Raw genomic sequence first — 22671 nt, 5'->3', positions numbered from 1 at the left:
CGTTGGTCACGACCCGATGTGCGCCCTGGTGGAGCCACAGGAGGACACCGCGCGGGTGGAGTCCGGTGGGGTGGGCCCGTGGCGTCCTGTTCGGTTCATTGGGCGGCGTCCGACGGCTCGTACCAGAGGCTCGCCATCGGGGAGTGCACGGTCCAGCCCAGCGAGGAGTAGAGCGCCCGGCCCTCGGGCGTGCCGACCAGGAGGCCGGTCCTTGCGCCGGCCTCGTACGCGGTGCTCTGCAGCGTGCCCATCACCAGGCCGCCGAGGCCCTTGCGCCGGTGCTCGGCTGCGGTCTCGACCTGGTCGACCACGACATGGGCGCCTGCCCGGGCGATCTGTCCGCGGGCGGCGAAGTGCCCGGCGTGCGTGCGGACCAGCACCCGGGCGACGCCGCCCCGGGTCCAACTGGTCAGCGTGTAACCGGCCGGCATCTCGGGACGCTCCGGTGCCAGGCGGCAGGTCATCAGAAAACCGGGACGATCGAGCCGCCAGTCCGGCCCGACCCAGGGCAGGACCGCCCGGTCCTCGGCGAACAGCTTCAGCCATGTCCCGGGCGCGCTCGTCGCGGCGACGATCTTGCGCACGTCGGCCTCGGAGGGCTCCGGCAGCACGTGCCGGGCGACGTGCTTGGACTGCCCGACGTCGATCGTCCACCCCCACGGCTCGTCGATCGGGTCCGAGCTGCCGCGGGAGACGACCCAGCCGTCGATCCACATCCGCACGAGCTCACTGATCCTGGTGTCCGGCATCGCCGCCCGCCCCCCTGAGTGGTAATAGGTGCTAGTTCATGGTGGAACTTACGTGAAGGGGGCGGGGTTTGACCACAGGAGCAGGTCGCTCGGCCAAGGGGCACGAGCGGTTCAGGACCCGCGGATGCGGATCGGCGTGCTGGATCCCCACGTCATCATGCCGAGGGCCGGATCGTGAGCTGATGGAGAACGCGGGTTCCGCTCGGTGCGCCCAGGGGTCAGAACAGATGCATCGCCAAGTGTCCCAACGGCAGGCCGAGTTGCCAGGCGGGGGTCCATACGCGGGCGTTTTCGTCCAGCCCGGGCGGGAGGTCGTCGTGGTCGGGCCTGCCGGGGTCGAGGTTCGTCGCGAACAGCTCGGTGCTGTCCAGCCAGCGCCACGCCGCCCGGGCCAGTTCCAGGTCGGGGTCCCCGCCGTCGCCGCGTTCCCGGGCCTCCTCGCCGAGCGCGAGGAACCGGGTGTGCACCCAGTCGCGCCAGGGGTGTCCGTACGCCGTGAGCGACAGCCACTCGTCGAGCTGCGAGACCACCCGGATCCCGGAGAGCTCGCCGGCCGCGTCCGAGAGGTAGATCGTCAGGGCGAGCGTGTCCCGTCCGGCCCGGAACTCCAGGGTGCTGACCGGGATCAGCCGGCCCGTGCGCAGCAGTTCGTCCGCGATGTACTCGGCGTACAGCCAGGCCATGGGCACCGCGAGCCCGCCGTCACTGGTGCCGTTACTACCCTCGGGCTGCACCGTTCCACCTTCTCCCGCGCGTCGAGCGTCCCGTCGTCAACCCTGAGCCTTCACCGAGCGGCTCGCGGAGCGGGGGATGTTTACTCAACTTGCACGCTCTAATGCCGAAAACGACGCGTTTTATGTCCGATCCGCATCCATTCACGGCGTTACCCGACCTTCCCCGCGGGCGGCGAGGTCAGGCGCCGAGATCGTACCCGTACCCGTGGAGGCCCTTCCGCAGGGCGCGGAGGGCGTAGTACGTACGGGACTTGACGGTGCCCGCCGGGATGCCGAGCTCCGCGGCGGCCTCGGCCACCGACCGGTCGCGGAAGTAGACCTGCATCAGCACCTCACGGTGCTCCGGTCCCAGGGACCCCACGGCCCGCCGGACGTCGATCGCCGTGACCGAACCGGCCACCGCGTCCTGGGGCTCGGGCGCCTGCTCCAGTCCCTCCGGGTCGACCTCCAGCGGCCGTGACAGCCGCGCCCGGCGGGCGTCGATCGCGAGCCGCCGGGCCACCGTGAACAGCCAGGGCCGCATGGAGTCGTGCCCGCTGGCCAGGGCCTCCGGGTGCTGCCAGACCCGTACGAGGGTCTCCTGCACGAGGTCCTCCGCGCGCTGGGCGTCCCCGGCCGTGAGGCCGACCAGGAATCCGAACAGGGCCCGCCCGTGGTCGCGCTGGAGTTCGGCCAGTGCCTCGGGATCCGTACGCGGGAGGGTGGGGGAGAGCGGCACGAGGGGCTCCTTCCGGGGTGCGTGGGGGGCCATGGGGGCGGCATGGGGCGGCGTCCCGTCCACCCTGACCTGCACGGAGCCGACCCGGAACCGTCCGGCCGCGGCGTTGCGCCCAAGCACCCGGGTCGGCCGCCGGGCGGCCGTGCGGGTCGGTGAACGGTCGAACGGCGCGGCGAACGGCAGACGCCGCCGCCGCCCGCCCGGTAGCTCTGCACGGCGACCCGGCAGCCCTGCGCTGATACCCGACGGCCCGACCCGGCAGCCCTGCCCGTGGTCCACGTCCGCTCGCGCCCGGGCGTGTCCGGGCGTGTCCGCCGTTCGGGTGGGTCCGTGCCGGTGCTGCGGATCCGTTCCTTGACTTACGGCGTGTAGTTGTATGGATTGCTTGTGATCACACGTCAGATAATCGCATTAATGGGAGTCGGGCACATGACCACGCGAATCCGGCCGCAGGTGCTCGCCCTCCTGACGGCCGTACTGCTGTCCGCCGCCGCCGGATGTTCGGCCGGCGGAAGCCCCGCACCGGCCCGCCTCGGGGAATCCGGCGCACCGGCCGCCCCCTCCAGCGCCGCCGGACCGTCCTCCGCCAAGGGCTTCACCCTGGTCGCGAGCGGAGACGTACTCCCGCACACCTCCGTCATCCAGCGCGCGGCGAACGACGCGGAGGGCGACGGGTACGACTTCAGGCCGATGTTCTCCGGCGTCAAGGCCGTGGTCTCCGGCGCCGACCTCGCCCTCTGCCACATGGAGACCATCTACGGCGAGGAAGGCGGGCCCTTCTCCGGCTACCCGGCCTTCAAATCCCCGCCGGAGGTCGCCGACGGGCTGAAGGACGCCGGGTACGACGGCTGCTCCACGGCCTCGAACCACACGCTCGACGACGGCGCCGCGGGGCTGCGCCGCACGCTCGACCGCTTCGACAAGGTCGGCCTGAAGCACGCCGGCTCGGCCCGCACGGCCGCCGAGGCGGCCACGGTCACCCTGTACGGCGCGGGCTCCGCCAAGGTCGCCCACCTCGCCTACACCTACGACACCAACGGCTATCCGCTGCCCGAGGGCCAGCCGTGGGCGGTCAACCCGATGAAGCAGGACAAGATCATCACGGATGCGCGGGCCGCCCGGAAGGCGGGCGCGGACGTGGTCCTGGTGAGCGTGCACTGGGGCACGGAGTGGGAGACCGCACCGGACGAGACCCAGCTCTCGCTCGGCAGGGCGCTGACCGCCTCGCAGAGCGGCGGCCGCCCCGACATCGACATGATCCTCGGGACCCACGCGCACATTCCGCAGCCCTACGAGAAGGTCAACGGGACCTGGATCGTCTACGGCATGGGCGACCAGGTCGCGGGCGAGATGTTCAACTACACCGGCGCGCGCGACATGCGGGGCAACTACGGGTCGATCGGCCGCTTCACCTTCGCCCCGCCCGCCGCCGCCGGGCAGCGCTGGCAGGTCACCAAGGCCGAGTTCGTGCCGCAGATGATGGACCTGTCCGCGGGCCGCGTCGTCCACCTGCCCGACGCCCTCGCCAAGGACCCCGGTCGCGAGGACTACGAGAGCGCCCGGGACGCCATCACCGAGGCCGTACTCAGCCGCGGCGCCGCCAAGGACGGCCTGACCATGGGCAAGTAGGACGGGGGAGGGGCCGGGGACCCGGGAGGCTACGGAACCACGGTGACGGGCCAGCGGCCCGCCTTGACCAGACGGATCGCCACCGACCCCACGATGCGATGGCCCGCCTGCTCGGAGGCGCCGACCACCACCGCGTCCGCCATCAGTTCGTCCGCCGCGCTCACCAGACCGGCGTACGGGTCGCCGCGGAAGGTGTGGAACTGCCAGCGGACCTCGTAGATGCCCTTGAGCCGCTCCGCCGACGCGCGGATCTCGGCCACCAGGCCCTCCGCGATCTCCCCGGTGGTGTCCGCGACCGGCGCTCCCAGCGCCGCCCCGGCCGCGATCACCGGCTGGACGTACACCAGAGCCAGCAGGGCGTTCTGCCGCCGGGCCAGCCCCGCCGCGTACGCCGCGGCACGCAGTGAGGACTCCGATCCGTCCACCCCGGCCAGGATCACCTTCGGGCCGTCCGTACCGCGTTCGAATGCCGTGTTCACGTGCTCCGTCACCCTGCCGAGGATAGGCGGCTCGCCGCGCGCGCCGACGCCGCCCTCCCTACAGTGCGAACCATGAGTGCCATCAGTGCCACCGTGGAGGAGAAGCACGGGACCCGGAACCGCTTCCTGAACCGGGTGCCCGACGGATTCGGCGCGTTCTTCGGAGCGCTCGGCCTGCTGTGCGCCCTGCTCGCGCTCTCGCCCACGCTGCGCCGGCTCCTGCGGCACATCGTGCGCTTCCTCGACCTGATCGTCGTCCCGGTCAGCGCGAACCTCGCCTACGCCGTCTTCCTCTTCCTCCTGGCCGCCGCACTCGGCACCCGCAAGAAGGTCGCCTGGTGGATCGTCATCACCTATCTGGCCCTGCTGATCGTCGACGACGTGCTGGAGATGGCCGTCGGCGAGTACTGGATCGGCGTCCCCTCCATGGTCATCGCGGTTGCCGCGCTGGCCGTGCTGATCGCCGCCCGCGACGAGTTCTACGCCGCCTCCCGCCCCGGAGCCCTGTGGCACGCGCTGTTCGTCCTCGGCCTCGGCCTGCTCGCCGCCGTACTCGCGGGCTGGGCGCTCGTCGCCCTCTTCCCCGGCACCCTGCCCAAGGGCCAATGGCTGGACTGGGCCGCCAAGGAGGTATTCGGCGGTCTCTTCTCCGCCCGGGAGTTCGACGGCCGCCCACCCCGCCCGCTCTCCTTCCTGCTCGGCCTCTTCGGCGCCGTCGCCCTGCTGAACGCGGCCATGACCCTCTTCCGCTCCCAGCGCCTGACCGCCGCCCTGCACGGGGACGAGGAACCCCGGATCCGCGCCCTCCTCGGTGCCTACGGACGTAACGACTCCCTCGGCTACTTCGCCACCCGGCGCGACAAGGCCGTCGTCTTCGCCCCCAACGGCAAGGCCGGCGTCACCTACCGCGTCGAGGCCGGCGTCTGCCTCGCCAGCGGGGACCCGGTGGGCGACCCCGCGGCCTGGACCGGCGCCATCGACGCCTGGCTGGCCGTGGCCCGCCGCTACGGCTGGCAGCCCGCCGTCATGGGCGCCTCCGAGGACGGCGCCACCGCCTACGCCCGCTCCGGACTCGGCGCCCTGCAACTCGGCGACGAAGCCATCCTGCACGTGGCCCACTTCGACCTCGACGGCCGCGACATGCGCGTCACCCGCCAGGCCGTCAACCGGGTCCGGCGCACCGGGGCCACCACCGTCATCCGCCGCCACTCCGCCCTCTCCGAGGACGAGATGCAGATGATCGTGGAGAGCGCCGACAAATGGCGCGACACCGAGACCGAACGCGGCTTCTCCATGGCCCTGGACCGGCTCGGCGACCGCGCCGACGGAGACTGCCTGCTGGTCGAGGCCTTCGACGACAAGGGCGAGCTGATCGCCCTGCTCTCCTTCGTCCCCTGGGGCAAGGACGGCATCTCCCTCGACCTGATGCGCCGCGACGGCACCGCCCCCAACGGGGTCATGGAGTTCATGGTCGCCCAGCTCTGCGCCGCGGCCCCCGGCCTCGGCGTGCACCGGATCTCCCTGAACTTCGCCGTCTTCCGCTCCGCCTTCGAGGAGGGCGGCCGGATCGGTGCCGGGCCCGTGCTGAAACTGTGGCGCAAGCTCCTGCTGTTCTTCTCCCGCTGGTGGCAGCTGGAGGCGCTGTACCGCTCGAACGTCAAGTACAACCCCGAGTGGTACCCGCGGTTCCTCTGCTACCAGGACGCCGGCTCGCTCGCCCGGGTCAGCCTCGCCTCCGGCATCGCCGAGGGCTTCGTCTCCGTACCCAGCCTGCGCACCCTGTGGGGCAACGGCCACCCCAAGGGCCTCACCGCCCCCGCCACCACCGAGGGACTGCCCTCCATCGACTCCCTCGGCCTGGACGCGGTGGAGCAGGAGACCGCGGGGGCCCCGGCCGAGCGGCTGCCCGAACAGGTCCGCGTCCGCCACGCCAAACTGGACCGCATCCGCGCCGCGGGCACCGACCCCTACCCGGTGGGCATCCGCCCGCGCACGCACACCGTCGCGCAGCTGAAGGCGGCCCACCCCGGCCACCCGCCGGGCGCCCGGACCGGCGCCGAGGCCACGCTCGCCGGGCGCGTGATGCTCGTGCGCGACCTCGGCGGCGTGGTCTTCGCCGTCCTGCGCGACTGGTCCGGCGACATCCAGCTGATGCTGACCCGCGACGAGGCGGGCGCCGACGTACTGGACTCGTTCACCTCCCAGGTCGACTTCGGTGACCACGTGCTCGTCAGCGGTGAGGTCGGCGCCAGCAGGGCCGGCGAACTGTCCCTCGTGGTCCGCTCCTGGCAGCTCACCGGCAAGTGCCTGCGCCCCCTCCCCGACAAGCGCAAGGGCCTCGCCGACCCGGAGGCCCGGGTCCGGCGCCGCTACCTCGACCTCGTCGCGAGCCCCGAGGCCCGCGACGTCGTACGGGCCCGCTCCGGCGCGGTCCAGGCCCTGCGCCAGGGACTCCTCGACCGCGGCTACCTGGAGGTCGAGACCCCGATGCTCCAGCAGATCCACGGCGGCGCCAACGCCCGGCCCTTCCGCACCCACATCAACGCCTACGACCTCGACCTGTACCTGCGCATCGCGCCCGAGCTCTACCTCAAGCGGCTCTGCGTCGGCGGCATGGAGAAGGTCTTCGAGATGGGCCGCACCTTCCGCAACGAGGGCGTCTCCTACAAGCACAACCCCGAGTTCACGATGCTGGAGGCCTACCAGGCCTTCGCCGACTACGACGTGATGCTCGACCTCACCCGCGAGCTGATCCAGAGCGCCGCGACCGCCGCCTTCGGCTCGCCCGTCGCGCACAAGGCGGGGCCGGACGGGAAGCTCGTCGTCCACGACATCTCCGGAACCTGGCCGGTCAAGACCATGTACGGGGCCATCAGCGAGGCCCTCGGGGAGGAGGTGGACGCCGACACCGAGGAACACGTTTTGCGCAGGCTGTGCGACCGGGCGTCCGTCCCGCACGCCCCCGAGGACACCCGCGGCGACGTGGTGCTGGAGATGTACGAGCGCCTGGTCGAGGAGCGCACCAAGCTGCCCACCTTCTACAAGGACTTCCCCACCGACGTCTCCCCGCTCACCCGCCAGCACCGCCGGGACCCCCGGCTGGCGGAGCGCTGGGACCTGGTGGCCTTCGGCACCGAACTGGGCACCGCCTACTCGGAGCTGACCGACCCGGTGGAACAGCGCCGCCGCCTCACCGCCCAGTCCCTGCTCGCGGCAGGCGGCGACCCGGAGGCGATGGAGCTCGACAACGACTTCCTGGACGCCCTGGAGTACGCGATGCCGCCCACCGGCGGCCTCGGTATCGGCGTGGACCGCCTCGTCATGTTCCTGACCGGCCTGACGATCCGCGAGACGCTCCCCTTCCCGCTGGTCCGCCGCGGCTGACCGGGGCGACCCGGCCGCGGAGGCGTCGCCCGGGGCGCGGCGGTCGTGGCCCGTGGGCCGACCGGGTGAGGGGGAGAGGGCGCTTCCGCGCCTCTCGACAACTTCGGCGATGTCGTTGATACGTAGTAATAATGAAAAATGACGAGCCGACAGTAGGGCGGCGCACGGTCCTGCGTACCGCTGTCTTCCTCGGAGTCGCCGCCGCCTCCGGACTGCTCAGCGTGGGTGGTGAGGACGCTGCCCCCGGAGCGGGCGGCGGGAGCGGGCCGCAGGCCGGGCCCGGGGCGCAGCCCGCGGCCGGCGCACCGGGGCTGCGGGCGCAGGCGCTGCCCGAGAAGTCGTACCGGCTGCGCCCCATGACCGCCGAGGAGCCGATGCGGCCGGCCGCCGTCAAGCCGGCCGTACGGAACCGGCCCATCCTGGAACTCCCCGCCGAGGCGGCCGCGTCGGGGGGCATGGTGCTCACCTTCGACGACGGCCCGGACCCCCGCTACACCCCTGCCATCCTCGACACCCTCGCCCGCTACGGCGTACGCGCCATGTTCTTCGTCTGCGGGGAGATGGCCACCGAGAACCGGGACCTGCTGCGCCGGATGGTCGCCGAGGGCCACGTCATCGGCAACCACACCTGGACCCACCCGCTCATCCCCAAGCTCAGCCGGCCCGCCCTCGCCTCCGAGATCGGCCGCACGAGCGAGGTCGTGCAGCAGGCCATCGGCGAGGCGCCGCTGTGGTTCCGGGCGCCCTACGGGGCCTGGAACCGGGCCGCCTTCGAGATCGGGGCCGAGCTGGGCATGGAGCCGCTCGCCTGGACCGTGGACACCCTGGACTGGAAGGAACCGGGGACCCCGACGATCATCTCCAGGGTCATGGGCGGCGCCGCCCCCGGCGTGATCGTCCTCTCGCACGACGCGGGCGGCAACCGGTCGCAGAGCGTCCAGGCGATCTCCTCGTACCTGCCCCAACTGCTGGCGCGGGGCTACCGGATGACCCTCCCGGCGCTACCGCCCCGCTGAACCGGCGCCGCCCGGCGGATACTCACCCGCTCAGCGGGTCGCCACCATGCGGGCGAAGACGACCACGTTGCCGTCGTAGCCGCGGGCCTTCGAGTATCCGCCGCCGCAGGTGATCACCCGGAGTTCGGCGTGCCCGGTGTCCCCGTACACCCGGGCTCCGGGGAAGGCCTCCTTGGAGAACACCTCCACGCCGTACACCTCGAACACCGCCGTCCGGCCGTCGTACCGCTCCACCTCGACCTGCTGGCCCGGTTTGACCGAGCCCAGGCCGTAGAAGACCGTGGGGCCCTGCGCGTTGTCCACGTGCCCCACGATCACCGCCGAGCCCCGCTGACCCGGCGAGATGCCGTTGAGGTACCAGCCGGCGAGATTGCGGTCCTGCGGGGGCGGGGCGTCGATCCAGCCCTCCGCGTCCAGCCCGACCGTCATCACCGGCGCGTCCACGTTGATCGTGGGAATCCGGATGCGCTGCACCGAAGAGTGCTCCAGCACCTCCATGTCCGCCGGCGGCGTCGGTGGATTCGCCGGCAACTGGTCCGCCGTCACCGCGACGGCCGAGGCCGCGGTGGGCTGGGGCGGCCCGTCGCCGACGGCCACACCGTTTCGCACCATGGCGAGGCCGGTGAGCATGACCAGGGCGAGCACGCCCCACGGTGAGCGTTTGCGTGACTGCCCGGTCTCGTCCTCGCCCATCGTTCTCCCTTCCCGACGCGGGGGTCCCGACCCGCGTTCCTGTCCCGCCCCTGTACGCCCTACTTCACGCACGCTAAGGCTGAGTCGGCAGGACGGCGAGGGGGGAGGGGGCGAACGGGTGGCCGCCACCCGGAGGGAGCCGGACGGGGTGCGGCCATCCAGGTAATCGTCACATAAATGCCTGACGGGTCGTGACCTGCGGATCCGTCAGTTGCATTTCCCGTGCTTCGGCGTGTCGCTCAACCGGGCGGCCCAAAGCCGGAAATGCGGAGATTGCGGGTCCGCCCGAGGGTTCGACGTGGGAGGCGTTCTCGTCGATCATCCGGGGCCGACGCTCCGGGGCGCTTCCCGCTGGAGGTTCCACCATGCGTGTCTTGCGCGCTCTTACCGTGACGGCGGCAGCCTGCGCCGCGATCGGCCTCAGTGCCCCACTCGCCTCGGCGAACCAGGACCCCGGGGGCCGGGGTGGGAACGGGGGTGGGAACGGCCCCAGCAACATCTCCGTCAACCCGTACTCCGTGCACCAGGGATCCACGATGCAGGTGAGCGCCGCGGGCTGCGGTCACGGCGGCACCGTCACCTCGCACGGAAACTTTCCGCCGGCCAACCTCTCCGCGGGCTCGATCGGCTTCGCGACCGTCCGGATCTTCAACCACGCCTCCCCGGGTCACCACACGCTGTCGGTCAAGTGCAACGACAGCAACCTGGTCGCCACGCACCGCTTCACGATCCTGGAGGGCAACCCCTCGCAGGGCGGCATCGGCGGGTCCATCGGCCCGTCCACCGCCGAGACCGCCATCGGCGCGGGACTCGTCGGCGCCGCGGCGCTCGGCGCGGGTGCCCACGTGCTGCGCCGTCGCCGTCCGCTCCGCAGCCGGGCCTGATCGGCCTCCCCGGACGCAGCTCCCCCGCTACCGCCGGTCGCCCCGAGTCCTCGTCAGGACTCGGGGCGACCGGCGGTAGCGGGGGATGCCCGACGGGTTCAGTGGCTACGGTCCGACCCCCTGCGGCGCAGTGCGAACACGGCGCCGCCCGCGGCGGCGAGGAACAGGCCGGCGCCGGCGCCGAACTCCACGGGGTCCATGCCCGCCACGCTGCCGCCCAGACCGCCGCGGACACCGAGGGCGGAGGACGGGGTCGGGAGGGCGGCCGCGCCGGTCCGCGTGGAGCTCGTGGTCGGTGTCGTGGTGCCGCCCGCGATTGTCAGGTCGGCCGGGCCGGTCTCGCCGTTGCAGGTGAAGGAGACGGAGTAGACCGCTCCGCGCCGCGCGTCGCGGTCCACGGTGACCCGTACGGTCTGGCCGCGCGCGATGCTCACGGTGTCGAAGACCCCGGAGGAGGCAGTGGCGTAGGCGGCGTTGCAGCGGCTGACCGCGAGGACCGTCTGCCCGCCGGGGGCGACGGTCGAAGGTGTGAGGGTGAAGCCGAACGAGGTGATCGTGGGCCGGTCCTCGGCCGCGGTCGCGGCGGGCGCGCCGAGGGCGCCGAGCGCGAGTACGGCGCCCGTGGCGCCGGCGCTGAGCAGGGCGGTGGCGGAGGTAGGTATCGCACCCATGATTGATTCTCCGGATCCCCGAGGAGCAGCCGCGGAACGGTTTCCGCACGTGGGGGGTCGTGCGCCTCGATGTCCGACACGCTAGGTCCGGGTGCGGTGACCCGCGATCAGGAACGGGCGAATGGGGCACAACCGTAGGCCGAACCGGGGACGGGAGGCCCGTCCCCGGTTTGCGGACGGCCCTCAGCCGCCGAGGTCGAGGTGGGGGAACTGGGCGAGGAACGGTTCGGCGGTGGCGGAGATGCCCCGCCCGAACGGCGCGTCGAAGTCCCAGATCAGGAACAGCAGGAAGGCGATGAGGGCGCTGAACAGGCCCGCCAGAAGCATCTCCCGGAACGACCGCCTGATCTGCAGGGTGAAGATCAGCCCGACCGTCACCAGGGCGCCGACGATCAGCCCGAACCACACCACCCCCGGCATGGTGGCTCCGGCACTGGACCCGCGGGCGCTGCGCGCGTCGTCGACCACCGCGACCTGGTCGACCAGCGGCTGGTACGCCTGCCCCTCGTGGTCGGTCTGCGGCTCGTAGTCGGTGACGTCGCGGCGGATACGTTCCAGCAGTTCCCCGCCGCGCTCGGTGAGCTCGCCGTGGTCGGCCATCCGCTGCCACTCCGTGTCCACGACGTAGGTCACGTACGCGTCGACATCGGCGCGGATCCTCTTGCGCACCTCGGCCGGGTAGACCTCGGAGCGGACACTGATCTCGTGCAGGGCCTGCGCCTCCTGACGCACATACTCCTGGGCGGCCCCGCGGCCCTCCCAGACGCCCGCGATCGCCAGGCCCAGCACGATCGCGTAGATCACCCCGATCATCATCGTCATGTACTCGATGACGTCCGGGGTCTCGTTCGGATCGTCGTCCTCGCCGATCCTGCGGTGGTTGAAGAAGGCGATGGACAGCACCACGGCACACGCCGCGGCCATCGCGAGGGACAGGACGAGCCATTCCGACAAGATGACTCCCATATCGGTTACTGGTGGGGCGGAAGAAGCGCTAGCGGGGGCGCAGGGCGACGATCGCGAGCACCGCGGGAGCGGCGGTCATCAGGGTGAAAGTCACCGGCGAGATGTGGTGCTCGACGGGTTTGCGGGCCGCGGCGTGATAGGCGGGGCGGGCCACCGGTTTCGGCGGCGCGGGTTTCACCTCCGGGGCGGGTGATGGCGGTGGTGCGGGTGGTGCGGGTGGTGGAGGCGCGGGAGCCCTGACCACGCGGGGCGGAGCGGGAGCCGGCTTCGGCGGGGGAGGCGCGGGCAGGACCGGCTTCGGGGCGGGCTCGGGCACCGGCTTCGGCGGCGGGGGCGGAGGGGTGGGTTTCGGGGGAGGCGTGGGCTCGGGCGGTGGCGGCGGGGGAGTCGGCTTCGGCGGTGGCGTGGGCTTCGGCGGCGGCTTCGGCGGGCAGGGCGGCGGTGGCGGCGGCGGTGGGCAGTGCGGGTGGCCGTGATGGCCTCCGCCATGACCGCCCCCACGGCGTTTCCCGTGGTCGGAGCCCTGGTCGTCACCGTGATGTCCGCCACGCGGGCCGCGCCCTCGGTCGCTGCCGCCGGCCACCGCGGCCACCACGGCGGCGGCCGGGCCGTCGCCGGAGTCGGTCGTCGCGTAGGCGCGGCTATCAGCCACGGCCGGCGTGACGGACAAGGCCGCCCACAGCAGGACCGGGACTGCCAGCAGGCGCCTGGCACAGGCTCTGTTCACCCCGGGAGCATGGGTCCACGCGCGCCCGGGCACGCGAGGCTCAGCCCCGCTTCGCCTGAACGGGTGGACCGGGGACCAGAAAGGTTTGAGCCAGTCTCGGGTCGGTCCTGTCGTCGGTCCGATCGCTCACCGGCCAATTCCCATAAGGGACTTGTCGGTATCGGTCATTCCCTCACCCGGCGCGGTGGCGCCTTTGGTGTGTGACGAAGAACGGATCACCAATTTCCGCTTTTGCTCGCCCTGTTGGGAAATGATCAGTACATTCGGCTCGGACAGGAGTCCGACCTCACACGGACGACCGCAGGACCAACGCTTGGAGACCCCGATGGAGCGCCCCGCCTGGGCCCCGCCAGGCATCGACATATCGGTGCCGAGCGTGTCCCGCATCTATGATTACTACCTGGGCGGGTCCCACAATTTCGAGGTCGACCGCCAGACGGCTCGCCGCGCCATGGAATTCATGCCGGGACTGCCCAAGATCATGCAGGCGAACCGGGCATTCATGCGCCGTGCCGTCAGGCACGCCGTCGCCGAGGGCGTGACCCAGTTCCTCGACATCGGCTCCGGCATCCCCACCTTCGGCAATGTCCACGAGATCGCCCGGGCCGCCACGCCGCAGGCGCGTGTCGTCTACGTCGACCACGACCCCGTGGCCGTCGCGCACAGCCGCGCCGTTCTCACGGGGGACGAGCACACCGACATCGTCGCCGCCGACCTGCGCAGGCCCAAGGAGATCCTGGCCGCCCCCGAGGTCGGCCGGCTGCTCGACCTCGGCCGCCCCGTCGCCCTGCTGCTCGTCGCCGTCCTGCACTTCCTGGAGGACACGGACGACCCGTACGCCGCCGTCGCCGAGCTGCGCGACGCCCTGGCCCCCGGCAGTCTGCTGATCCTCACGCACGCCTCGTACGAGGGCATCCCGCTCCCCGAGGAGGTCGCCGGCGGCACCGTGAGCGTCTACCGGGACATCCGCAACCCCCTCGTCATGCGGACCGGCGAACAGATCCGCGGCTTCTTCGACGGGTTCGAGCTGCTGGAGCCCGGACTCGTGTCCATGCCCCACTGGCGGCCGGACCGGGCGGAGGACGGCGCGGACGCGGAGTCGCCGGAAGACCCCTACGCCTTCTCGGGCTTCGGCGGCGTGGGACGCAAGGCGTGAGACTTCCGGCACAGACGGCGGGTGCGCCGAAAGCCGCCGCGGCGCCCACCGCGGCACCGGTCACCGGGGCGTCGGCGGCCCCGCACGGCGGCATCGAGGACCGGATCGCCCGCTTCGCGACGATCTGGGGGCGGGCGATCTTCCCGGTCACGGCGACCTCGCTGACCCGCACCGAGTTCGAACGGCACCTCCTGCCGCTCACCCGCACACTCACCGAGGCCCTGCGCGCCCGGCCGTTCGACGCCTCGGTGGCCCAGCAGGTGGGGGCGGAACTCGTCGCCGTGCACTGCACCGACCCCGAGGCCCTGGCCGGCACTCTCGGCGTGATCGAGTCGTACCTGGTGCTCTACTGCGGCCCGGACGGGCCCGAGGGCTCCGGCGTGGAGGGCACCGAGGAGTACCGCTCCCGCTGCGCCCGGCTCCAGCACGGCATCGCGGCGGGCTACGCCCGCGCCCTGCGTGAGCGCACCCTCAGGGAGCAGGAGGCCATCGCGCGCTCCGCGCTGACCGCCCGCACCGACGCGCAGCAGGCCCTGCACGCGAGCGAGGAGCGCTTCCGGGCGGTCTTCGAGGGCGCGGCCGTCGGGATCGGCATCGCCGACCTCGACGGGAACGTTCTGGAGGTCAACGACACCCTGCTGCAGATGTTCGGCGGCCTGGAAGGGCACGTGCGCAGCCGCAACGTCAGCGAGTGGGGGCACCCCGACGACACCCCGCACGTGTGGCGGATGTACGGCGAGCTGGTGCGCGGCGAGCGCGAGAGCTACCGCGTGGAGAAGCCGTACTACCGGCACGACGGGACCGTGCTCTGGACCAACCTGACGGTGTCGCTGCTGCGCGACGCCGACGGGACGCCGCAGTACCAGCTGGCGCTGATGGAGGACACCACCGAACGCCGGCTGCTGAACCTGCGCCTGCGCTACGAGGCCACCCACGACGCCCTCACCGGCCTGCCCAACCGGACGCTGTTCTTCGAACGGCTGGAGAAGGCCCTCGGCGGCGCCGGCGGCGACCGCTACGGGCTGTGCTACCTGGACCTCGACGGCTTCAAGGCGGTCAACGACAGCCTCGGGCACTCGGCGGGGGACCGGCTGCTGGTCGAGGTCGCCGACCGGCTGCAGAGCTGCGCCACCGGCCCCGGCGAGGTGGTGGCCCGGCTCGGCGGCGACGAGTTCGTCGCCCTGACCACCGGCTCCGACACCGAGCAGAAGGTCACCGATCTCGCGGTCCGCATCCTGACCGCCCTGTCCACGCCTATCCGGCTGGAGGGACGGGAACTGACGGTCCGGGGCAGCATCGGCATCGTCGAGGGCCGGGCCAAGGAACGCACTGCGGCGGAGGTCCTGCGCAGCGCCGACATCACGATGTACCGGGCCAAGGCGGCCGGCGGCAACCGCTTCGAATTCGCCGACGCCGAGGCCGACGCCCGCGCGATCACCCGCCACGGCCTCACCAACGCCCTGCCGGCGGCCCTGGAACGCGGCGAGTTCTTCATCGAGTACCAGCCGCTGGTCCACATGCGCGACGGCAGCGTGCACGGAGCCGAGGCCCTGGTGCGCTGGTCGCACCCGCAGTACGGGGTACTCGGCCCGGACCGCTTCATCCCGCTCGCCGAACGGACCGGGCTGATCGTGCCGCTCGGCCGCTGGGTCCTGGAGGAGGCCGTCCGCCAGGCCCGCATCTGGCAGCGCCAGCACGGAGGCTCGGCCCTGCGGATCAACGTCAACCTCTCCCCGACCCAGCTGCACCACCCGGGCCTGGTCGCCGACACCGTGGCGGTGCTGGAGAAGTCCGGCCTCGCCCCGGGCGCACTGTGCCTGGAGGTCACCGAGTCGGCGCTGATAGGAGCCGACGACGAGCTCCTGGAACCGCTGCGCCGGCTCGCCGCCCTCGGCGTGGACATCGCGCTCGACGACTTCGGCACCGGCTACTCGAACCTGGCCAACCTCCGGCGGCTGCCGGTCAGCGTCCTCAAGCTCGACCGCTCCTTCACCCAGGGGATGCAGCAGCAGCCCGCCAACCCGGTCGACGTCAAGATCGTGGAGGGGATCGTCGCCCTGGCCCACAGCCTCGAACTCGCCGTGACCGTCGAGGGCGTGGAGACCGGAGCCCAGGCCGCCCAGCTGCGCGCCCTGGGTTGCGACACCGCGCAGGGCTGGTACTACGCCCGGCCCGGCGCCCCCGACCGCATCCACACCCTCTCCCTCTCGGACGCCGTGCCCACACCCTCCTGACGTCCGCCCGCCGGGACCCTGGACCCTGGGCCCGGACCCGGCTCCCGGAGGGTCCGCCCCGCCGGGCCCTGAGCCCCGGGCCTGCTCCCCGGGCCGGGGCCCCCGGAGTCCGGGCCGAGGGTCGGGAGACCGGTCCAGACGCCGGGAGTCCGGGCAAGGAGCCGCCGAGGGCTGCCTCAGGCTTTGGCGGGCGGTTCGGCCCGGTTCATGCCGACCTCCGTGCCCTGGCCGGGGGTCCGGACGGCCTCCAGGACCCGCTCGTACCGCTCCGCCGTGTCGGCCAGGACATCGGCGACCACCGGCAGCCGCTCCGCCTCGTACGCGTCGAGCACCTCCTCACCGCCGGGCCCGCTCAGCGCGGTGGCCAGCGTCCGGCCGAGGGCGGCCGCGTCCTGGATGCCGGTGTTCATACCCAGCCCGCCGGCTATGGGCTGCACGTGCGCGGCGTCCCCGGCGAGGAAGACCCGGCCCTCCCGCATCCGTGTGGCCATCCGGATGTTGACCCGCCAGGCCGAGATCCAGGTGGCGTCGACGAGCCGGATCCCGGGTACTCGGGCATGGCGGTCGAAGAGCCGCTGGAAGCCTTCCAGGGAGGGCGGCAGCGGATCGCCGCGCTCGTCCATCTCGGGCGAGGCCTGCAGCTGGAAGCTGTCCGTCCCCGGCATCGGGCAGAGCAGCATGCCGCCGCCGTCCGAGGTGAACCACTGGTGCCAGGCGTCCCGGCCGAGCCCGGGTGCCCGGACGTCCCCGATGACCATCGCGGGCTCCTCCTGACCGTTCCCCTCGAAGGGGATGCCGAGCATCTTGCGGGTGGTGCTGCGCCCGCCGTCGCACCCGGCGAGATAGCGGGCTCCGATCACGGTGCCGTCCGCCAGCTCGGCGCGCACCCCGGACTCGTCCTGGCTGATGCCGGCGAGCTCCGATCCGTACTCGACCCGCACCCCCAGCCCGGCGAGACGGTCGCGCAGGGCCGCCTCGATCTGCCACTGCCCGAGCAGCAGACCGGCTTCGGTGGGGGTGTCGTTGATGTGCTCGCCGTCGAAGTACTTGCGCAGGACCACCTTCTTGTTGCCGGTGGCTTCGAGGGCCTCGAGCACGCCGAGCCGCCGGAAGACATCGAGGCTGCCCGGCAGCAGCCCCTTGCCCCGGGACTCGTGGTGCGGTTCGGTGCGCCGGTCGATGATGCGCACAGCGAATCCCCGGAGTGCGAGGTCGCAGGCGAGCGTCAGTCCGGTGGGACCGGAGCCGGTGATCAGTACGGCGGTCATGGGATGTCCTCTCCTCGTCGATGTCTCAAGGAAAGCGGCTCCCGACAGAAAAGCAACCCGGTTACAAAATTAACTCGGTCACGAATCCGTGCTAGGCTGAGTGCATGGAGAACACGACGGGCCTGCGCGAGAACAAGAAGCTCCGTACGCGTCACCGACTGGCGGCGACGGCGCTGGAGCTCTTTCTGGAACGGGGTTTCGACGCCGTGTCGGTGGCGGACGTCGCCGCCGCGGCCGAGGTCTCCAAGCCCACCCTCTTCCGGTACTTCCCGAGCAAGGAGGACCTGCTGCTCGACCGGTTCGCCGACCATCAGGACGAGGTGGCGCGCATCGTGCGCGAACGGCCCGCCGGCCGCACGCCGGTGGGTGCGGTGCACGCGCACTTCCTGTCGGCGCTGGCCGAGCGGGACCCGATCACCGGGCTGTGCGACCACCCGAACGTGATGGCCTTCCAGCAGCTGATCTACAGCACCGCCGGCCTGCAGACCCGGCTGAGGAGCTACACCGACCGCGAGGTGGAGTTGCTCGCCCTCGTGCTGGAGGCCGAAGCCGTCCCGCCGCTCGCCGCCCGCCTGGCGGCCATGCATCTGGTGGCGGTCCGCCGCGAGCTGGGCCGGGAGAACTGGCGGCGGATCGCATCGGGGCAGAGCGCCGACGAGGCTCACGCGGCCGCGGTGGCCGATGCCGATCAGGTCTTCCGGATGCTCGCCGAGGGGCTCGACAGAACCCTGCCGACAGCCCCGGCCCCGGTATCCGCACCCGCCCCGGCTTCCGCCCCGGAGTGAGCGCGGCTCCGCCCGTACCCCCGGTGGCCCGCCGCGGCGGAATCAGCCGGTCAGTATGCGCTGCAGCTCGCGCGCCGCGCGCGGCGGAGCCACGTCGGTGCGATGGGCCAGGGCGATCGTCCGGCGCAGCGGCGAGCCGGCCAGCGGGGTCACCCGCAGGCCCGGTCCGGCCCGGTCCACCACCATCGCCGGGACCACCGCGATACCGAGTCCCGCCCGGGCGAAGCCCAAGACCGCGTCCATTTCCCCGCCCTCCACGGTGAAGACCGGCTCGAAGCCCTCCGCGCGGCAGGCCGCCACCGTGAGCTCCCGCAGGTCGTAGCCGTGCCGGAACATCACCATCGGCTCGTCCCGCAGCGCCCGGATGGTCAGCTCGCCGCCCCCGCCGGGCGCGGGGCGGTCCGCCGACGAGATCACCACGAGGTCTTCCGTCAGCAGCTCGACCGTGGTCAGGGCCGGGGCCGAAGGGGGGAGCGGCAGTGCGATCAGGGCCAGGTCCAGGGCCCCGCGCGCGAGCTCCCGTACGAGGTCGAGCGACCCGCTCTCCTCGATCAGCAGCTCGATCCCCGGGTGCGCGTCATGGAAGGCGCGCAGCACGTCCGGCAGCATGCCCGTGCAGATGCTGGGCGTGGCGCCCAGCCGGACGCGGCCCCGGCGCAGCTGCGCCAGTTCCTGCACCTCCAGCCGCGCGGTGTCCGCGTCCGCCAGGATCCGCCGGGCCAGCGGCAGCAGCGTCTCGCCCGCATCGGTGAGCGTGATGTTGCCCCGCGCCCGGCTGAACAGCTCGGCCCCGAGTTCCCGTTCGAGCGCCTTGATCTGCTGGGAGAGCGAGGGCTGGGCCACGTGCACCCGTTCCGCGGCCCGGGTGAAATGCCGGGTCTCGGCGACCGCCACGAAGTACAGGAGCTGCTGGAACTGCATAGGCCCAGGTTATCGCCCTCGATAGTCATCCCCTATCGATATCAGCTCCATCATGTCTTGGACCTTTCGGGACCTTCGTCCTTACCGTCGAGGACATGGCTCTGGCAACCCGGACGGATCGACGGCCGTCCACCGCGCGCACGATCTGGGACTCCTCCGTCGGCAAGAAGTCCGTGATGGCCGTCTCCGGCCTGGTGATGCTCGGCTACCTCGTCGTGCACATGCTCGGCAACCTCAAGATCTTCTTCGGCGCGGACGAGTTCAACGGCTATGCCCACTGGCTGCGCACGCTCGGCTCGCCCTTCCTCCACCACGAGTGGGCCCTGTGGATCGTCCGCGTGGGGCTGCTCGCCGCCGTCGTCGCCCATGCCGTGTCCGCGTACCAGCTCAGCCGCCGCGACATCAGGGCGCGCCCGGTGAAGTACGCCCGCAAGCGCCGCCGTGCGAGCTATGCCACCCGCACCATGCGCTGGGGCGGGATCATTCTCGGCCTGTTCATCGTCTGGCACCTGCTCGACCTGACCACGCTCACCGTCAACGAGCGTGCCTGGGCCGGCCACCCGTACGAGAACGTCCTGTCCACCTTCTCCACCTGGTACGGGAACACGATCTACATCGTGGCGATGGCCGCCCTCGGCCTGCACGTCCGGCACGGATTCTGGAGCGCGGCGCAGACCCTCGGCGCGGGCAGCGCCCGACGCGACCGGACGCTGAAGTTCCTGGCCAACGGGCTGGCCCTCGTCCTCTTCGCCGGCTTCGTGTCCGTCCCCGTAGCCGTCATGACCGGAGTGGTGAACTGACCATGAGCGACCCGCAGCCCGACCAGCAGTACGACCACAACCGTCACCCCGCTTTCGCCGACTACACCACCGGTGAGCCCGTCGCCGACACCAAGGCCCCCGAGGGCCCGATCGCCGACCGCTGGGACCGCCGCCGCTTCGAGGCCAAGCTCGTCAACCCGGCCAACCGCCGCAAGCACACCGTCATCGTCGTCGGCACCGGACTGGCGGGCGGCGCAGCCGGCGCTACCCTCGCCGAACAGGGCTACCACGTGGTCCAGTTCTGCTTCTCCGACTCGCCGCGCCGCGCCCACTCCATCGCCGCCCAGGGCGGCATCAACGCCGCCAAGAACTACCGCAACGACGGCGACTCGGTGCACCGCCTCTTCTACGACACCGTCAAGGGCGGCGACTTCCGCGCCCGCGAGTCCAACGTCCACCGCCTCGCCCAGATCTCGGTCGAGATCATCGACCAGTGCGTGGCCCAGGGCGTCCCCTTCGCCCGCGAGTACGGCGGCCTCCTCGACACCCGCTCCTTCGGCGGAGTCCAGGTGTCCCGCACCTTCTACGCCCGCGGCCAGACCGGCCAGCAGCTCCTCCTCGGCGCCTACCAGGCGCTCTCCCGCCAGATCGCCGCCGGCAACGTCGAGATGCACGCCCGCACCGAGATGCTCGACCTGATCGTCGTCGACGGCGTGGCCCGCGGCATCGTCGCCCGTGACCTGATCACCGGTGAGATCTCCGCCCACTACGCCGACGCCGTGGTGCTGGCCAGTGGCGGCTACGGCAACGTCTTCTACCTCTCCACCAACGCCATGAACTCCAACGCGACCGCCGTCTGGCGGGCGCACCGGCGCGGCGCCTACTTCGCCAACCCCTGCTTCACCCAGATCCACCCCACCTGCATCCCGCGCACCGGCGACCACCAGTCCAAGCTCACCCTGATGAGCGAGTCCCTGCGCAACGACGGCCGTATCTGGGTGCCCAGGGCCAAGGGCGACACCCGCGCCGCGGCCGACATCCCCGAGGCGGAGCGCGACTACTACCTCGAGCGGATCTACCCCTCCTTCGGCAACCTCGTGCCCCGCGACATCGCCTCCCGCGCCGCGAAGAACGTCTGCGACGAGGGCCGCGGCGTAGGCCCCGGCGGCCAGGGCGTCTACCTCGACTTCGCGGACGCCATCCGGCGCATGGGCCGCGACAAGGTCGCCGAGAAGTACGGGAACCTCTTCGACATGTACGAGCGGATCACCGCGGAGAACCCGTACGAGGTCCCGATGCGGATCTACCCCGCCGTGCACTACACGATGGGCGGCCTGTGGGTCGACTACGACCTCCGGACCACCCTGCCCGGCCTCTTCGCGATCGGCGAGGCCAACTTCTCCGACCACGGCGCCAACCGCCTCGGCGCCTCCGCCCTGATGCAGGGCCTCGCCGACGGGTACTTCGTACTCCCCTCCACGATCAACGACTACCTGGCCCGCCACCCGCACCGGGACACCGTCGACGACACCCACCCCGAGGCCGCGGCGGCGATCCGCGAGACCCGCGACTGCCTGGCGAAACTCCTCGCCGTCGACGGCGACCGCACCCCCGACTCCTTCCACCGCGAGATCGGTGAACTCATGTGGGAGTACTGCGGCATGGCCCGGAGCGAGGAGGGCCTGCGCAAGGCGCTCGACCGCATCCCCGAGATCCGCGAGGAGTTCTGGCGCCGCATCAAGGTCCCGGGCCGCGGCGAGGAGTTCAACCAGTCACTGGAGAAGGCGAACCGCATCGTGGACTACCTCGAACTGGCCGAGCTGATGTGCCTCGACGCGCTCCACCGCGCCGAATCCTGCGGCGGCCACTTCCGCGAGGAGTCCCAGACCCCCGACGGTGAAGCAGCCCGCCGCGACGAGGAGTTCGCATACGCGGCCGCCTGGGAGTACCAGGGCACAGGCGCCGCCCCCGTCCTGCACAAGGAAGACCTCGTCTTCGAGTACGTCCACCCCACCCAGCGGAGCTACGCATGAAGCTCACCCTGCGCGTCTGGCGCCAGCGCGGCGCCGACGCCCCCGGCCACATGGCCTCGTACGAGGTCGACGACATCTCGGAGGACATGTCCTTCCTGGAGATGCTCGACACCCTCAACGAGGACCTCATCCTGCGCGGCGAGGACCCGGTCGCCTTCGACCACGACTGCCGCGAGGGCATCTGCGGCGCCTGCAGCCTCGTCATCAACGGTGACGCGCACGGCCCGGAGCGCACCACCACCTGCCAGCTCCACATGCGGTCCTTCGCCGACGGCGACACCATCGACGTCGAGCCCTGGCGGGCCGCCGCCTTCCCGGTGGTCAAGGACCTGGTCGTCGACCGCGGCGCCTTCGACCGGATCATCCAGGCCGGCGGATACATCACCGCACCCACCGGCGCCGCCCCCGAGGCGCACGCCACCGCCGTGCCCAAGGCCGACGCCGACTTCGCCTTCGAGCACGCCGAGTGCATCGGCTGCGGGGCGTGCGTGGCGGCCTGCCCCAACGGCTCCGCGATGCTCTTCACCTCCGCCAAGGTCAACCACCTGAACGTCCTCCCGCAGGGCTCGCCCGAGCGCGAGACCCGCGTCCTGGACATGGTGGCCCGGATGGACGAGGAGGGCTTCGGCGGCTGCACCCTGACCGGCGAGTGCGCCACGGCCTGCCCGAAGGGCATCCCGCTGCCCTCGATCGCCGCGATGAACAAGGAGTGGCTGCGGGCCGTGCGCAAGGGCCCCCGCTGACCCGGGGGCCGGAGCCGAGGGGGGCTTGCCGGTCGGGCCCCCTCGGCTCCGGACCCCGGCCCGTGCGCCGATCGGCTGACCGGCGCCGCCCGCGCCGCGCCGCGCCCCGCCGCCACCGGG

At 72.0% G+C, this 22671-nt stretch carries 20 protein-coding genes; 10 read left to right on the top strand and 10 right to left on the bottom strand.

Features of this window, described 5'->3' with window-relative positions; genetic code table 11:
* Window positions 1-95: 95 nt before the first annotated feature.
* The 3 genes from OG373_RS07050 to OG373_RS07040 all read right to left on the bottom strand — a co-directional run bounded on the left by OG373_RS07050 (window position 96) and on the right by OG373_RS07040 (window position 2234).
* Window positions 96-749 (bottom strand): GNAT family N-acetyltransferase, encoded by a 654-nt coding sequence (locus OG373_RS07050; RefSeq protein ID WP_405436749.1) that lies wholly within the window; start codon window positions 747-749, stop codon window positions 96-98.
* A 218-nt stretch (window positions 750-967) separates the two neighbouring features.
* Window positions 968-1432, bottom strand: coding sequence for a hypothetical protein (locus OG373_RS07045; RefSeq protein WP_397737394.1), 465 nt, complete (start codon window positions 1430-1432; stop codon window positions 968-970).
* A gap of 229 nt (window positions 1433-1661) precedes the next feature.
* Complete coding sequence (locus OG373_RS07040; protein ID WP_051779660.1) at window positions 1662-2234, bottom strand: sigma-70 family RNA polymerase sigma factor; 573 nt, start codon at window positions 2232-2234, stop codon at window positions 1662-1664.
* Between the two features lie 396 nt (window positions 2235-2630).
* Between OG373_RS07040 and OG373_RS07035 the strand changes: the two genes are divergently transcribed.
* Window positions 2631-3830 (top strand): CapA family protein, encoded by a 1200-nt coding sequence (locus OG373_RS07035; RefSeq protein WP_405436747.1) that lies wholly within the window; start codon window positions 2631-2633, stop codon window positions 3828-3830.
* A 29-nt stretch (window positions 3831-3859) separates the two neighbouring features.
* On the opposite strand, the gene OG373_RS07030 is transcribed toward OG373_RS07035, so the two are convergent.
* Window positions 3860-4321: a universal stress protein gene (locus tag OG373_RS07030; protein ID WP_405436746.1), complete on the bottom strand. Its 462-nt coding sequence runs from the start codon at window positions 4319-4321 to the stop codon at window positions 3860-3862.
* A 60-nt stretch (window positions 4322-4381) separates the two neighbouring features.
* On the opposite strand from OG373_RS07030, the gene lysX reads away from it, so the two are divergent.
* Complete coding sequence (gene lysX / locus OG373_RS07025) at window positions 4382-7693, top strand: bifunctional lysylphosphatidylglycerol synthetase/lysine--tRNA ligase LysX (protein WP_405436745.1); 3312 nt, start codon at window positions 4382-4384, stop codon at window positions 7691-7693.
* Window positions 7694-7824: 131 nt separating this feature from the next.
* Window positions 7825-8709: a polysaccharide deacetylase family protein gene (locus OG373_RS07020; protein ID WP_405436744.1), complete on the top strand. Its 885-nt coding sequence runs from the start codon at window positions 7825-7827 to the stop codon at window positions 8707-8709.
* A gap of 30 nt (window positions 8710-8739) precedes the next feature.
* Here the strand turns inward: OG373_RS07020 and OG373_RS07015 are convergent, their stop codons facing one another.
* Window positions 8740-9402 (bottom strand): class F sortase, encoded by a 663-nt coding sequence (locus tag OG373_RS07015; RefSeq protein WP_405436742.1) that lies wholly within the window; start codon window positions 9400-9402, stop codon window positions 8740-8742.
* Window positions 9403-9767: 365 nt separating this feature from the next.
* On the opposite strand from OG373_RS07015, the gene OG373_RS07010 reads away from it, so the two are divergent.
* Window positions 9768-10286, top strand: coding sequence for a hypothetical protein (locus tag OG373_RS07010; protein ID WP_030389015.1), 519 nt, complete (start codon window positions 9768-9770; stop codon window positions 10284-10286).
* Window positions 10287-10384: 98 nt separating this feature from the next.
* On the opposite strand, the gene OG373_RS07005 is transcribed toward OG373_RS07010, so the two are convergent.
* The 3 genes from OG373_RS07005 to OG373_RS06995 all read right to left on the bottom strand — a co-directional run bounded on the left by OG373_RS07005 (window position 10385) and on the right by OG373_RS06995 (window position 12101).
* Window positions 10385-10957: a hypothetical protein gene (locus OG373_RS07005; RefSeq protein WP_405436740.1), complete on the bottom strand. Its 573-nt coding sequence runs from the start codon at window positions 10955-10957 to the stop codon at window positions 10385-10387.
* Between the two features lie 183 nt (window positions 10958-11140).
* Window positions 11141-11911: a hypothetical protein gene (locus OG373_RS07000; RefSeq protein WP_397737368.1), complete on the bottom strand. Its 771-nt coding sequence runs from the start codon at window positions 11909-11911 to the stop codon at window positions 11141-11143.
* A 40-nt stretch (window positions 11912-11951) separates the two neighbouring features.
* Entirely contained in the window at window positions 11952-12101 is a 150-nt protein-coding gene (locus OG373_RS06995) for a hypothetical protein (RefSeq protein ID WP_405436738.1), read from the bottom strand.
* Between the two features lie 874 nt (window positions 12102-12975).
* Between OG373_RS06995 and OG373_RS06990 the strand changes: the two genes are divergently transcribed.
* Together OG373_RS06990 and OG373_RS06985 are read left to right on the top strand one after the other, a co-directional pair.
* Window positions 12976-13806: an SAM-dependent methyltransferase gene (locus OG373_RS06990; protein WP_405443964.1), complete on the top strand. Its 831-nt coding sequence runs from the start codon at window positions 12976-12978 to the stop codon at window positions 13804-13806.
* Window positions 13803-16040 carry a putative bifunctional diguanylate cyclase/phosphodiesterase gene (locus tag OG373_RS06985; RefSeq protein WP_397737364.1) on the top strand — a complete coding sequence of 746 codons (2238 nt, stop codon included), beginning with the start codon at window positions 13803-13805 and terminating at the stop codon, window positions 16038-16040. Before OG373_RS06990 ends, OG373_RS06985 begins: the two co-directional genes overlap by 4 nt.
* A 176-nt stretch (window positions 16041-16216) precedes the next feature.
* Here the strand turns inward: OG373_RS06985 and OG373_RS06980 are convergent, their stop codons facing one another.
* Window positions 16217-17308: an FAD-dependent monooxygenase gene (locus OG373_RS06980; RefSeq protein ID WP_405436736.1), complete on the bottom strand. Its 1092-nt coding sequence runs from the start codon at window positions 17306-17308 to the stop codon at window positions 16217-16219.
* A gap of 104 nt (window positions 17309-17412) precedes the next feature.
* Here OG373_RS06980 and OG373_RS06975 point away from each other — a divergent pair, with 104 nt between their 5' ends.
* Entirely contained in the window at window positions 17413-18093 is a 681-nt protein-coding gene (locus OG373_RS06975) for a TetR/AcrR family transcriptional regulator (protein WP_405436735.1), read from the top strand.
* Window positions 18094-18135: 42 nt separating this feature from the next.
* Here OG373_RS06975 and OG373_RS06970 read toward each other — a convergent pair whose 3' ends face one another.
* A complete protein-coding gene (locus OG373_RS06970) occupies window positions 18136-19014 on the bottom strand; it encodes a LysR family transcriptional regulator (protein WP_405436733.1) in 879 nt (292 codons plus the stop codon).
* Window positions 19015-19109: 95 nt separating this feature from the next.
* Here OG373_RS06970 and OG373_RS06965 point away from each other — a divergent pair, with 95 nt between their 5' ends.
* The 3 genes from OG373_RS06965 to OG373_RS06955 are packed head-to-tail and all read left to right on the top strand — an operon-like array spanning window position 19110 to window position 22551.
* Window positions 19110-19814 carry a succinate dehydrogenase gene (locus OG373_RS06965; RefSeq protein WP_405436731.1) on the top strand — a complete coding sequence of 235 codons (705 nt, stop codon included), beginning with the start codon at window positions 19110-19112 and terminating at the stop codon, window positions 19812-19814.
* A gap of 2 nt (window positions 19815-19816) precedes the next feature.
* Window positions 19817-21808: a fumarate reductase/succinate dehydrogenase flavoprotein subunit gene (locus OG373_RS06960; protein WP_405436729.1), complete on the top strand. Its 1992-nt coding sequence runs from the start codon at window positions 19817-19819 to the stop codon at window positions 21806-21808.
* Window positions 21805-22551 carry a succinate dehydrogenase/fumarate reductase iron-sulfur subunit gene (locus OG373_RS06955; RefSeq protein ID WP_397737354.1) on the top strand — a complete coding sequence of 249 codons (747 nt, stop codon included), beginning with the start codon at window positions 21805-21807 and terminating at the stop codon, window positions 22549-22551. Before OG373_RS06960 ends, OG373_RS06955 begins: the two co-directional genes overlap by 4 nt.
* Window positions 22552-22671: the final 120 nt, after the last annotated feature.

Origin of the sequence: Streptomyces avidinii (genome assembly GCF_045161815.1) — a bacterium.
GTDB lineage: Bacteria > Actinomycetota > Actinomycetes > Streptomycetales > Streptomycetaceae > Streptomyces > Streptomyces avidinii.
This window is presented reverse-complemented; position numbering and strand designations above follow the sequence as displayed.